Annotated in this window: 8 protein-coding genes; 4 read left to right on the top strand and 4 right to left on the bottom strand. The window is 61.3% G+C overall.

Annotation, left to right across the window (positions count from 1 at the left end; genetic code table 11):
• Positions 1-70: 70 nt before the first annotated feature.
• Positions 71-1078, bottom strand: a complete 1008-nt coding sequence (locus tag ACSQ20_RS03820; RefSeq protein ID WP_436017601.1) for a hypothetical protein — start codon at positions 1076-1078, stop codon at positions 71-73.
• A gap of 124 nt (positions 1079-1202) precedes the next feature.
• On the opposite strand from ACSQ20_RS03820, the gene ACSQ20_RS03815 reads away from it, so the two are divergent.
• From ACSQ20_RS03815 to ACSQ20_RS03800, 4 genes are all read left to right on the top strand, one after another.
• Complete coding sequence (locus ACSQ20_RS03815; RefSeq protein WP_436017599.1) at positions 1203-2066, top strand: M15 family metallopeptidase; 864 nt, start codon at positions 1203-1205, stop codon at positions 2064-2066.
• 65 nt (positions 2067-2131) lie between these two features.
• Positions 2132-6019: a type VI secretion system membrane subunit TssM gene (tssM, locus tag ACSQ20_RS03810; protein ID WP_436017597.1), complete on the top strand. Its 3888-nt coding sequence runs from the start codon at positions 2132-2134 to the stop codon at positions 6017-6019.
• Positions 6016-7002 carry a type VI secretion system-associated protein TagF gene (gene tagF / locus ACSQ20_RS03805; protein WP_436017595.1) on the top strand — a complete coding sequence of 329 codons (987 nt, stop codon included), beginning with the start codon at positions 6016-6018 and terminating at the stop codon, positions 7000-7002. The genes tssM and tagF overlap by 4 nt, the downstream gene beginning before the upstream one ends.
• Before the next feature lie 4 nt (positions 7003-7006).
• Entirely contained in the window at positions 7007-7960 is a 954-nt protein-coding gene (locus tag ACSQ20_RS03800) for an OmpA family protein (protein WP_436017593.1), read from the top strand.
• A 1-nt stretch (position 7961) separates the two neighbouring features.
• On the opposite strand, the gene ACSQ20_RS03795 is transcribed toward ACSQ20_RS03800, so the two are convergent.
• The 3 genes from ACSQ20_RS03795 to tssH form a co-directional block, all read right to left on the bottom strand.
• Positions 7962-8612 carry a hypothetical protein gene (locus ACSQ20_RS03795; protein ID WP_436017591.1) on the bottom strand — a complete coding sequence of 217 codons (651 nt, stop codon included), beginning with the start codon at positions 8610-8612 and terminating at the stop codon, positions 7962-7964.
• A 515-nt stretch (positions 8613-9127) separates the two neighbouring features.
• The gene (tssA, locus tag ACSQ20_RS03790; protein WP_436017589.1) at positions 9128-10231 is read right to left on the bottom strand and encodes a type VI secretion system protein TssA; all 1104 of its coding nucleotides are present in this window, start codon (positions 10229-10231) and stop codon (positions 9128-9130) included.
• Position 10232: 1 nt separating this feature from the next.
• Positions 10233-12896, bottom strand: a complete 2664-nt coding sequence (tssH, locus tag ACSQ20_RS03785) for a type VI secretion system ATPase TssH (protein WP_436017587.1) — start codon at positions 12894-12896, stop codon at positions 10233-10235.
• Positions 12897-12907: the final 11 nt, after the last annotated feature.

Here is a 12907-nt window from a genome sequence, read left to right as displayed (position 1 = left end):
AATATCGGCGCGCCCGCCAATGCCCGGCAAGCCGCGACGGTGCCGATATCGATGCGCGTACGCCGTGCGATCAATGCGGACCGGCGGATGTACTGGTGGGGCACGCGGGATCTTTGCCCCAATGATCGGCACAGACGTGCCAGCGGCAAAACTGCCCGTCGATCAGCCCGCGGTTGGAGCACTCGGCCACTTGGTCGGCCAAGCCTTGGTTGTGCACGCTCGCCGCCTGAGCGGTAGCGCTGCGCGTTTGTTGCGCGAGCGGTGCTGCGCTCGTGTTGTTCGATGTCTTTAACTGCTTGGCGTCGTAAGGCTTCGTGCGGGCCACAAGCGCCGCGAGCAAGTCGACGTCCTGATCCTCTTTCGACTTGGCGCTCGATTTGGCATCCCGGCGCGGATGCGCGGCTGCCACATGTTCGACACGCTCGGCGTGTCGTTTCTTATCTGCTTCATGAACGCTATGCGCGGCCGCCGTCTTCACCGGCGCGTGCGCGGTCACTGCGCCTTTCGCTTGCGGCACGGGTGCGCTCGCGCCGCTCGCAACCTGCGTACCATCGGTCAGCGCGCGAGACAAGCGAGTGCTGTCTGCCCCGCTCGCGGTTGTGGTCGTGGTTGACGTTGAGCTTATGCTTGCGCCCGACGATGCAATGGCGTTAGCCGGCGCGCTCAAGCGGCCCTGCTCGGGCGTGGTTGCATCGGCGACGATGACAGCGGGCTGCGGCGCGGAAGCTGCGGTCTTTAGCGCATCGGTGCCCGCTGCCGCGGCAAGCTTCTTCGTATCGACGGGCGCGGTAGCGACGGCCTTTTGCGCATCCGTCAAAGCAGCAGGCACGGCCGCGAGTTTGTCGTCATTGCCGCCAGCCGTGCGCTGCCAATGCCATGCGCCGAACGCGCTCAAACCCACCGCGGCAACGAGCACAACGATCCACGGTTTCTTCGAACGGTGCGGCTTGCCCGATTGCGCCGAGACACGGCCTTCCAAATTCGCGAGAATACGCGAATCGTTGTTTGCGGCGCTTTTGGCCGTATCGGAAAGCAAGCTCGGCCGCGCTTTGGAACTGGGACTGTCCGGCGCACTCATTCAGTTCTCGTTGAATCAAGGTTTAATTCGCCGTGATAATGTAATCCGGCCGCCCTTGCAGCAGGCCAGATTCTAAGATCAAGCATTACAAAATACAATTTATTTCCGACCTACGGGGCAGACCTTGATTGCCGTTGCGCTTACCGCTTATTTTGCTCTTGCCGTGACGCTGGCAGCCGTGCTGCTATTGCCTTCGGCGCGCGCTGCGCTATTGAGCACCGTAGTGCAGATACAAAGACACATTGGCCGTCGCACTGCCCGAAGTGTGACTGAAGTGCGGCAGCAATTAACAAAATCAGTAACAATTTCGCAATCAACACTCAGCAATGCGAAAAAAATACTGATTCGCCGTCGCTTGCTGATTTTGATTACGGCAGGTATCCTTGCCGCGCCTCCATTGCTCGCAATTGCGTTACGCGGCAAACAGTTATTCCAGTACGACGGCGATACCCGCGCACCCGACGAGAAAATCGCCGCGCTGCTGCACGGTGAACAACTCGTTCCACCGCCGCCGCTGCCGCCCGAGGTGTTTGCAACACAGGAAGTCGAACAGGTCCGTCCAGCATTGAAGGACGCAAGTCGCGATTGGAATTTGCTCGACGCCGACTTTAGAACGCGCCTGTTGCTCGTGTACAAGATCATGCGCGAGCAATACGGATATGAAATGGCTTTACTCGAAGGTTACCGGAGTCCGGCACGACAAGACCGGCTCGCGCAGCTGGGGGGCGTCACGAATGCGGCCGGATATCAGAGCTATCACCAATATGGCCTTGCCGCCGATAACGCCTTTTTACGAAACGGCAAGCTCGTCATTTCGGAAAAAGACCCGTGGGCCATGCGCGGCTATCAGTTGTACGGGCAAACAGCCGAGCAAGTCGGCTTGACGTGGGGGGGCCGATGGAAATTGATGGATTTCGGACACGTTGAATACCACAAGCCGGGTTTCGTTTTGGGCCGCCCAACAGCCGCCCGCCTCGCCGGTAAGTAATCGGTTCAGGCAATGCCAATGACGCTCGCCGCGCCGCCGTCGCTATTCCTCTAGAAGAACGTCTTATGCAACGCTTTCTCAATGCGCTCACCCATAAACGCACGATGACGGTCATCGGGCTTATCGTCATCGCGGCATTCCTGTTCGGCGGCGCGCAATGGTTCGAGATCCCGCTCGTTTGGCCGGCCGCGGCGTTTGGCGCGGTCCTCGCACTGGTCTTCGTGGTCTGGCTCTGGCGGCGCATTGCGGCGCGTCGGGCTAACCGCAAGCTCGGCGACATGCTTGAACAACAAGCGGGGGCCGACAAGGCAGCGCAGCAGCAACCGGCCAAGCGCGCCGAACTCGACGGCCTGCGCACGCGTCTGGTTGAAGCCGTACGCACCATCAAGACGTCGAAGATCGGACAGATTTCGGGCGGCTCCGCGCTTTATGAACTGCCGTGGTACATCGTAATCGGCAACCCTGCCGCGGGCAAAAGCAGCGCCGTGCTGAACTCCGGCCTGCAGTTTCCGTTCGCCGACAAAACCGATGCCGTCATTCACGGCATTGGCGGCACACGTAATTGCGATTGGTTCTTCACGACAGAAGGCATTCTGCTCGATACCGCCGGCCGCTATTCGGTGCATGAGGAAGACCGCACCGAATGGCTCGGGTTTCTCGGGCTGCTCAAACGCTATCGGCCGAAAGCGCCGATCAACGGCATCATCGTGACGGCCAGCTTGGCCGAGCTGACGACCAGCCGGCCCGACGCCACCATCAACCTTGCACGCAGCCTGCGCCAGCGTGTGCAGGAGTTGACCGAGAAGCTCGAAGTTTTCGCACCCGTCTACGTCATGTTCACCAAGGCCGATCTGATCACCGGCTTCGCGGAATTTTTCAACGGTGGCGAGCGTCACGAATACGATCGCGTCTGGGGCGCGACACTGCCCTATGAACCGGACGAGCGGCGCGACGTACTCGCGTTGTTCGACGAGCGCTTCGAAGAGCTTTACGAAGGTCTGAAGGAAATCAGCGTGGCGCAGTTGTCGATCAACCGGGGCAATAAGCTGTCGCCGGGGCAACTGAGCTTCCCGCTCGAATTCCTCGCGATCAAACCCGCGTTGCGCATGTTTCTCGCCACGCTGTTCGAGACCAATCCGTTCCAATACAAGCCGATTTTGCGCGGCTTTTATTTCACGAGCGCGCTGCAGGAAGGCCAAACCAATAGCGCCGCCGCGCAACGCATCGGACAACGCTTCGGGCTCGGCGGCATCGACAACCTGCCCACTGCCGAGGCCGCTACGTCGAAGAACGGCTTCTTTTTGCGCGATCTGTTTTCGAAGGTGATCTTTGCGGACCGTCAGACCGTCCGCCAATTCGCGAGCCCGGCAAAAACGCGGCTGCGCTACGGCACATTCTTTACCTTCGTGGTCGTCCTAGCACTCGCATTGGGCGGGTGGGCCTGGTCCACGATCGGCAATCAGCAACTGGTCGCCAATGTTCAGGCCGATCTCGACAACATCGTGCGCCTTCAGCAAAACCGCAACGATTTGCAATCGCGTCTACAAGCCATCGATATTCTCGAAGACCGCATCGATCAACTCGAGCAGTTCCGCCGCGATCGTCCCGTATCGGTCTCGCTCGGTCTTTACCAGGGCGATCGCATCGAGCAGCGTCTGTTGACCGAGTACTACCGCGGCGTCAAGCAATTGATGCTCGACCCGGTGGCGCAGAACCTGGCTTCGTTCCTCAAGGAAGTCGACGCCCACCCCGATCAGTTGACGCCGCTCACCCGTGCGCCCGAATCGGGCGCGGTGCCGGTATCGGCGCGCAGCGGCGTGCTCGCGCAACCGGCGCAGAGCGGCCTTTATAGCGATGCCTCGCCGACCAACGTCCAAGATGCCTATAACGCGCTCAAGACCTACCTGATGCTATCGGACAAGCGTCATGTCGAAGCGGCTCATTTGACGGATCAGCTCGCCCGCTTCTGGCGCGGTTGGCTCGAATCGAATCGCAGCAACATGCCCCGCGACGAAATGATCAGGAGTGCTGAACGAATGATCACGTTCTATCTCGCCCGCGTCTCGGACGACGATTGGCCGATGATCGATGCCAATCTGTCGCTCGTCGATCAAACGCGCGAGAATTTGCGGCACGTGGTGCGCGGCATGCCTGCTCGTCAGCGCGTCTACGAGGAAATCAAGGCGCGCGCCTCGACACGCTTCGCGCCGATGACGGTTGCGCGCATCGTCGGTGACAACAACACGAGTCTGGTCGCCGGCAGCTATGCGATTCCCGGCACGTTTACGCGCGACGCATGGTTCCAATACGTGCAGCCCGCGATTCGCGAAGCCGCTACGAAGGAGTTGCAAGCGAAGGACTGGGTGCTCAATACAGCTTCGCAAGACGACTTGACCCTCGAGGGCAGTCCCGAGCAGATTCAAAAGGCGCTCGTCGGCATGTACAAGACCGAGTACGCGCAGCAATGGCAGCGCTTCATGCAAGGCGTCGCCGTTCAGGATTTCGGCAGCTTCGAGCAAGCGGTCGCATCGATGAATCGGCTTGGCGATCCGCAGGATTCGCCGATCAGCAAGATCGTCGAGACCGCCTATGATCAAACCGCATGGGACAACCCCGCCCTCGCCGCAACGACGCTGCAGCGCGCGCAAAAAGGCGTGACAGGCTGGTTCAAGCGCCTGTTCTCATCGCGCGAGCAAGCAGTGCAAAACGCCGGCATCGAGATCGACACCACGGCGTTGGCGCCCTCGATGGGCCCGGTTGGCGCCGCGTTTACGGGGCTTGCGCGCATCGCGGTGAAGCAGGACAACAACTCGCTGCTGCGCGGCTATATGGACACACTCTCCAAAATCCGCACCCGCTTTAACATCATCAAGAATCAGGGGGACCCTGGCCCGGGCTCGCGCCAACTGATGCAGCAAACGCTCGAGGGCAGCGGCTCGGAACTCGCCGATTCGCTGAAGTTCGTCGACGAGCAGATGCTCAATGGCCTGACCGACGAGCAACGCAAAGCGTTGCGCCCGCTGCTGGTGCGGCCGCTGATGCAGGCGTTCGCAGTAGTGATCGGGCCGGCGGGTGACGAGGTCAACAAAGTATGGAACGCGCAGGTGTATCAGCCGTTCCAAGCGTCGCTCGCGAACAAATATCCGTTCACCGCAACGTCGAAAGTCGAAGCCGGTGCCGGTGAAATCGCGCAGGTGTTCGGGCCGGAAGGGGCGGTCTCGAAGTTCGTCGGAACGACGCTCGGGCCGCTTGCCGTGCGGCGCGGCGATACGTTGAGCCCGCGTACATGGGGCGGCATGGGCATCGCATTCGCGCCCGACTTCTCGAGTGGGTTCTCGCACTGGGTGGCACCGCTTTCCGGTGCGGCAGCCGGCAACGGCGCAGCCTCCGCGGAGCCGCAGACCGTCTTCCAAATCTTGCCGCAACCGGGTGCGAAGACAACCGAATACACGCTGACGATCGATGGGCAGCAGTTGCGCTATCGCAATACGCCGGCGCAGTGGGCGAACTTCGTCTGGCCGAATCCGCAAGGCGCGGCCGGGGCCACGCTGAGCGCCACGACGTTCGATGGGCGCACCATTGCGCTTGTCAGCGAACCCGGCCGATATGGCCTCGAAAAACTGATCAACTCGGCGCAGCGCAAGCGCAATGCCGACGGCACATTCGATTTGTCGTGGACACAAGGTGAGGTGACCGTCGCGTTCAGCATGCGCATCGTCAGCACGTCGCAGCCGTCCGGCCGCAGTGGCGACGCCCCGCAGCAGCAAAGTCTGCGCGGCACGCGCTTGCCCGCCTCCGTGGTCGACGTTGCCACGGCGCGCGCCAATGCCGCGGCAGCCAGCGGCTCGACGTCAGCTGTGGCCGCAGCCACCACCGCAGCGGCTTCGAGCCCCTTACCGACCACCCCGGCCTCGGCGAACGCCACGGCCACGAACCAGGGAGCGGCGCAATGACGCAATCGGTCCAGGCGCAATTGGCCTATTTCGGCAAGATCCCCTCGCGCGGCGATTTCGTGAAGAGCACGAACAATCCGCAGTTGCTGCAAACGCTCGATCGGTGGATCGCACAGGCCGTCGAACTGCTTGCGGAAGACCCGCGCTGGAAGATCGTCTACGACAACGCCAAGCCGATGCACTTCGCGTTCCTCGGCTCGCAAAGCAAGCTCGCTATCGCCGGGCACATGATGGCGAGTCACGACGTTTCGTTGCGCCGCTTTCCGCTGCTTGCGGCGACCGCACTGGAGGTCGAGCGGCCGCTGGCCTTTCTTGGACGCAGCCCGCTCGCATTCGCGCGGTTGTGGTCGCGCGCTGCGATGCAAATGCGCGAGCTCTTCGACTGCACCGAACCGAGCGCGGCACTGCAGGCCCTTGGCGATACGCAAGTGACGATCGACGTCGGCCATTCGAATTCGCACGACGGCACGTTCACCGATTTCATCGAGCATCAAACGCTGGCCGGCCTCGAGCAGATGTTGCTTGCAAGCGGCCACCCGGTGCGATTGCGCGGTGCGATGCTCGCGCTTGGCTCGTTACTCAGGCCCGTGATGCAGAGCAAATCGCGGCATCTCGAACGCGGCCTCACGTTGCCGTTGCCGACCGATACGTTTTATCGCAGCCTCGTTGCCACTTTTTGGCTCGAGCTTATTGCGCCATTTCTAGCGCAAGCCGATTTCGAGGTCGCGATTTTTATCGGGACGATTGCAGAGAGGGAGCGGCTCGTGATCGGCTTTAACGGCGCATCTGCGAAGACCCTGCATAGCGTCATCGACCCGCAGGCGTATGCCGCACACAACATCGACATCGACGATCCCGAATGGATCGATGAACACACACAGAACGACCACGGCATCAGCAAGCTCGTCAGCTATCTCGAGCAACCGCAACTCTCGCTGCGTATCGCGCTCGATACGTTCCGTGAAGCGTTTGTAGAGGCTTGATACCATGCATGCGATTTATTCATCTTCTGTTCGCGCCGGCTTGTTGCTGGCATCGCGTTCGGGCGTGCTCGCCATGTTCGCGCTGGCGTGCGGTGCGGCCGCCACGGCGGCGCGTGCCGATAATGCCGGCCCTGCCAATGTGTCTCCGATCGACAATAGCGGCATCACAATCCGTACGACTGTGCTGCCAGGACAGCCGGCACCCGTTGCATCGCCAGCGGCCAGCAGCAGTGCCGCGCGTGTGCCGCCCACTATCAACGCCATGCCAGGGCAAGTCGTCGCAAGCGGCAAGGTGCCCGACGAAGCGACTCGCGCCGCGGTGCTGACACGCTTGCGTGAGACCTATGGCGCGGGCAATGTCGTCGATCAAATCGAAGTCGGGAATGTCGACACGCCGCCGAACTGGGCGGCCAACGTGCAGAAGCTGATTGGCCCGCAATTGAAGCAGATCAGCAAGGGGCAGTTGAAGATCGACGGAACGCAGATCGATGTCAAGGGCGAAGTCGGCAACGAGGCGCAGCGGCAGCAAATCGCAAGCGATATGGCGAGCGCGCTTAATCCGACCTATACGATCAAAAACGGTTTGCGTGTCAGTGCGTCGGAGCAAGGCGTGCTCGATAGCACGCTTGCCAATCGCACGGTCGAGTTCGAGACCGGCAGCGCGCTGCTGACACAGCAAGGCCGCGCGATTCTCGATCAGATGGCGGCTGTTCTCGTGAGGATGACGGGCAAGACCATCGAGGTGATCGGGCATACCGACAACTCCGGGAGCCGTGCGTCGAATATCGCGCTGAGCCAGGCGCGCGCCGATGCGGTGAAGGGCTATCTCGTGGTCAAAGGTGTCGCGCCGCAATCGATGACGACGATGGGCGTGGGCCCGGATCAGCCGATTGCGTCGAACGATAACGATCAAGGGCGCGCGAGGAACAGGCGGATCGAGTTTCGTGTGGGGAAGTGAGTCATGTCTGCGAGTTGAGCCGCGCTTCCCGCGCCTCCAGGTACTTGAGGCAGGCAATCTCATCCGGATGCGTGATGTGACACTTGATAGCGGCGTCCTCCGCCGTCGATCTGTCCAACGACATCGTCAGAAGCGCCTCGGTCAGTCCGCCAGCGCCGACGCGACCCTCCCTGCCTTCGAGGTATGCAACATCGTCTTGGTGCTCAAGGCCATATTTCGCGGCGGCTTGCTTGCCCAACGTATCGCCGCGGCGCATGGCCACCAACGCACCGATCAGCGCCAGGACGGTACTCAATCCTCCTCGGGCTTCCACATCCTTCAGGTACGCCAAGTCTGCAAGGTCCTCCGGATGCGTGATTCCTGCGGCAACGTCTCTAACCGTCTTCTCGGGAGCATCACGCAGTGTCAAGAACACATGGGCCAGTGCTTGGCGGCTGGCCGGGGCCTCTCGCGCCCTTAGCGCTGCCACATCGTCCGGATGCGTAATATCGCATTCCCGTGCGATGTCCGCGGGCGCCCTGTCGCCGGCCTGCACCTCTGCGAATGCGTGAACGAGCGAAAGGGGGCTGGCCCATTCCCCTCGTGGCTTTAGCAGCGCGAGGTCGCTCGGATGCGCAATGTCATATTGCAAAGCAGCGACGTCGGGCGTCATGTCGTGATCATGTATAGCCAAAAACGCCCTGCGTAAAAAATAAACAGTGATGCGCCCTTCCCTGGCCCTCAGATACGCGATATCGTCTTGATGCGAAAGGTGGTACCGTCTGGCGGCTTCCTTCGCCGGGATCCTATCGCGACGCATAGCGACCTCCGCCTGGCCCAGCACAACGCGGCCAGCGAAGCTATCTCCGGCCCTCTCGCCGTCGGCAAACGGTGTCTCTTCACTGTCCGCAGGCACTGCACCACGGCGAGGAAGGTCGCGAATTGGATTAGGCGAAGCGGGGCGATGTGGTTCCGACTGCGCCGACGCATTGGGGACTTCGGCGCCGGTGGAACGCACCGGTTCGCCACCCGGGCTGGACCCGGGAATACGCGGTGATGACATAGAGGTGTTAGCGAGAAGTTTGATCAGGTCAGCACAAGCCTAACGGCATCATCACTATTGCCTTCTCTCCACAGCGAAAGCAGAACCGCCCCTGCGAAACGCGGCGGCCGTCATCGCACGCTCCCTCATTTTTCCTCGGGCTTCACCCCCAATAACTCGCGCAGATGCGCCAACGATCCGTCATCTTTCACCACTGCGGCCAACCATTGATGCAATGGCATATCGGCCCATTCGGCCGCTTTGTCCGCAAGATATGCGGCCGGGCTGTGCGGCTCCGTTGCGCGTAAAAACTGCGCGACAGCGCGCAACTGCGCTACCGCATCGGCACGGTTCTGAATCTCGCCTGAATACCGGGTCTGCGGCATTGTGGCCATCGCCCCCCCTTGATTAACCGATATAGCCGATGTCTTAAACGTAGGCTCGGCACGCTCGGCCACGGGTGCCGGCGCCACCGCCACTGCCTCCGCGCTCACGCCCACATCGCGCGCAAACCGCTCGGCAAGCCCATAAACAAATGCGTAGGAGTCCTTAGCTTGTCTGAAGCTCGGTGCCGCCTCACCCGCATGCGCATCCAGTTCCTTTTCGAGCGCCAGCATCGCCGCTTCGAATGCCTTTAGGTCTGCTAACAATGTTCGATAAAACGCAGCCGGGGTGACCCGCTTGGCCGCATCGATCTGCTCGAACGACGGCTTGCCGCGCAGGATCTCGTCCGCGTGATCGGGGGCGCGCTTTGCGGCTTGCGCAACATTCGTCGCGACTTCCCAATCAATCGCGGTATAGCCACCGCTCGAAGTCTGCGTCAGCGGCATCTCGCGCAATAGCTGCGCCGTGCGTCCAACGAGCCATGTCACGTTGCCGAGCCGATACTCCGCATCGTCGCCATCGGGCAACGGATGCACATGGTCCCAATACTGTGCGCACAGCCCCGTCAGCAGCGTATAGCCCTGCGTCAAGCCGCTCACGCGCTCCTTGATCGCCAGTGCCTCGGTCAACCACGCAGCAAGCCGCAAGTCCTTCGTCTGCGTGCTCAGCAATGCCGAACATCGGTCGATCACGAAGCGCCAATCCGCTTCCTTGATTTCCGTCACCCACTCGCCCTGATCGAGCGAAGGATCATCGAAACGACGCGCATGCTGAATCGCATCGAAATCGCTCGAAAAGAGCAGGTCCTGGCCGCATGAGGACGCACCTTCCAGAGGCGCCAAAAGCAATGCAAGGTCGAGCGCCATCTCACACCACCTTGTATTCGAATTCGCCATCCTCGCCGGCACGCACACCGATCCGCTCGATCCGCTCGCCTTGCGCGACACGTCCGAGCACCTGCTGCGCCAGCTCCGGCAGCAGCGTGCCGTTCAATATATGGTCGACGTTGCGCGCACCGGAATCCACTTCGGTGCAGCGGGCCAGCACGGCCTCGATCAGCGATTCGTCCCACGAGAACTGCGCACGGTGATTGGCGGCGATCCGCTCGCGAATGCGCCCAAGCTTGAGCTCAATGATTTGCGCCAGTACGTCGTCGGAAATCGGATAGTACGGAATCACTTTCACGCGCCCGAGAAATGCAGGCTTGAACGCTTTATATAGTTGCGGACGCAACGTTTCCGAAAGCGCGTCGGCATCGGGCAATTCATCGGGCTCCTTGTTCAAACACGCCTGTATCACGGCCGACGATCCGACATTCGACGTCAGAATGATCAGCGCATGGCGAAAGTCGATTTCACGCCCCTCCGCATCGTCGAGGGTGCCTTTGTCGAAAACCTGAAAGAACATTTCGAGTACATCCGGGTGGGCTTTTTCTATCTCGTCGAGCAGCACGACCGAATACGGGTTGCGTCGCACAGCCTCGGTCAGCACACCCCCTTCGCCATAGCCGACATATCCCGGCGGGGAACCCTTGAGCCCCGACACGGTATGCGCCTCCTGATACTCGCTCATGTTGATCGTGATCAGCTTGCGCTCGCCGCCATAGAGAATATCGGCCAACGCCAGCGCGGTCTCGGTCTTGCCCACGCCCGACGGCCCGACAAACAGGAACACGCCACGCGGTTTGTGCGGATCTTCGAGATTTGCGCTGGCGGTACGCACGCGTTGCGCGATCGCATCGAGCGCATGGTCCTGGCCAATCACGCGCGCCGCCAGCAAATCTTTCAAGCCCAGCACCGTCCGAATTTCATCCTTCACCATTCGTCCCAGCGGAATCCCTGTCCAGGAGGCGACGATCTCGGCCACAACGTGACCATCGACTTGCAACGGCACCATCGGCCTCGATTGCTGCAACGCTTGCAATGCCGTGGTCTGCTCGATCAATGCAGCGCGCGCGGCATCCTTGTTATCGGCGTTGGCCGCTTCCAACTCTGCTCGTAACGTTGCAATGCGGCTGACCAGCGCACGCTCTTCTTCATAACGCGCTTCGTCGAGTGCGAGCGTCGCCTGCTCGGCCGCGTGGGCCGCGCGCAATTCGCGAAGCCGCTCTTCATGTGCCGCCCCGGCCGAGGCAGCGGCCAGCTCGCGTTCGAGCGAGACGATTTCCGCGTCGATACGCTCAATGCGCTTGCGGGCATCATCAATCACAGCAGGCGTCGAGCCTTGTGCGAGCGCCACTTTCGCGCAAGCGGTATCGAGCACGCCAATGGCCTTGTCTGGCAACTGCCGTCCGGTGATGTAACGGTGCGAAAGCCTCACCGCTTCGGTAATCGCTTCGTCAAGGATGCGTACGTTGAAATGCGCCTCCATGCGCCCCGCCAACCCGCGCACCATCGCGGCCGCCAACGTTTCGCCAGGCTCGTCGATCTTCACGACCTGAAAGCGCCGCGCGAGCGCGACGTCCTTTTCAAAGTACTTGCGATACTCGCTCCAGGTCGTCGCCGCGATCGTGCGCAATTCGCCGCGTGCAAGCGCAGGCTTGAGCAAATTCGCCGCATCGTTTTGTCCCGCTTGCCCACCTGCCCCGATAATCGTATGGGCCTCGTCGATAAAAAGCACGATAGATACGACGCTTTTCTTCACTTCATCAATGACGTTCTTCAAGCGATTCTCGAACTCGCCTTTCACGCTCGCACCCGCTTGCAACAGGCCCATATCGAGCACATGCAGCGCGACACCCTTCAATGGCTCCGGTACATCGTTCGCAGCTATGCGCAACGCCAAACCCTCGACCACGGCCGTCTTGCCGACACCCGCCTCACCCGTGAGAATCGGGTTGTTCTGCCGACGCCGCATCAGGATGTCGATCGTCTGTCGTATCTCCGCCTCGCGGCCGATGACAGGATCGATCTCGCCGTCGCGCGCACGCGCGGTGAGATTCGTCGTGTAAGTATCGAGCGCGGGCGTCTTCGATATTCCTGGCCGTGTCGAACCGGGCATGCCGTCTGCGTCTTCGCCTGCGCCGTCCGCTGCTTGGGTCGCGCTCGACGCTTGCGCTTCGCGCGAGCCGGCCGTGACTTCGTCGAATTTATGCTTGAGCGTTTCGATCTGAACTTGCCCGAAAACAGCCGACATGCGCTGCGCAAATTGCGCGAGATCGGGCGCGCTCAACAGCGCGAGAAGCAGGTGCCCCGACCGAATCCGGCCGGTTTGAGAATCGAGCGATGCAATGAGCCACGCCTGCTCGAACAGCGCGATCAAGTGCGGCGAGAACACGGGCGTGCGCGTGTTGCCGGTCTTCAAGCGCGTCAGTTCGTGCTCCAAATCACGGCGCAACGCATCAGCACTGAGCTTGTTCACCCGCAGCACGACGCCGATGTCGCTCGTCGTTTCGTCGAGCAGGGTCAGGAACAGGTGTTCCAAATCGACTTCGTAATGTCCACGCGCGAGGCACAGGCTCGCAGCGCGCGTCGCGGCATCGAGGCATAGCGCGTCGAGCTTGGCAATAAGAGTCTTCAAAGGCGTGGCCATGGATCACATTC

Source organism: Trinickia sp. LjRoot230, from assembly GCF_964253315.1.
Taxonomy (GTDB): Bacteria; Pseudomonadota; Gammaproteobacteria; order Burkholderiales; family Burkholderiaceae; genus Trinickia.
The sequence above is the reverse complement of the archived record's forward strand: the minus strand, read 5'-3'. Positions and strand labels throughout refer to the sequence as shown.

What these genes read in the sequence shown, in the direction of transcription:
- tssA (WP_436017589.1), bottom strand. Translation starts at nt 10,231, where the DNA reads ATGGCGCTCGACCTTGCATTGCTTTTGGCGCCTCTGGAAGGTGCGTCC.
- ACSQ20_RS03800 (WP_436017593.1), top strand. Translation starts at nt 7,007, where the DNA reads ATGCATGCGATTTATTCATCTTCTGTTCGCGCCGGCTTGTTGCTGGCA.
- tssH (WP_436017587.1), bottom strand. Translation starts at nt 12,896, where the DNA reads ATGGCCACGCCTTTGAAGACTCTTATTGCCAAGCTCGACGCGCTATGC.
- tagF (WP_436017595.1), top strand. Translation starts at nt 6,016, where the DNA reads ATGACGCAATCGGTCCAGGCGCAATTGGCCTATTTCGGCAAGATCCCC.
- ACSQ20_RS03820 (WP_436017601.1), bottom strand. Translation starts at nt 1,078, where the DNA reads ATGAGTGCGCCGGACAGTCCCAGTTCCAAAGCGCGGCCGAGCTTGCTT.
- ACSQ20_RS03795 (WP_436017591.1), bottom strand. Translation starts at nt 8,612, where the DNA reads ATGACGCCCGACGTCGCTGCTTTGCAATATGACATTGCGCATCCGAGC.
- tssM (WP_436017597.1), top strand. Translation starts at nt 2,132, where the DNA reads ATGCAACGCTTTCTCAATGCGCTCACCCATAAACGCACGATGACGGTC.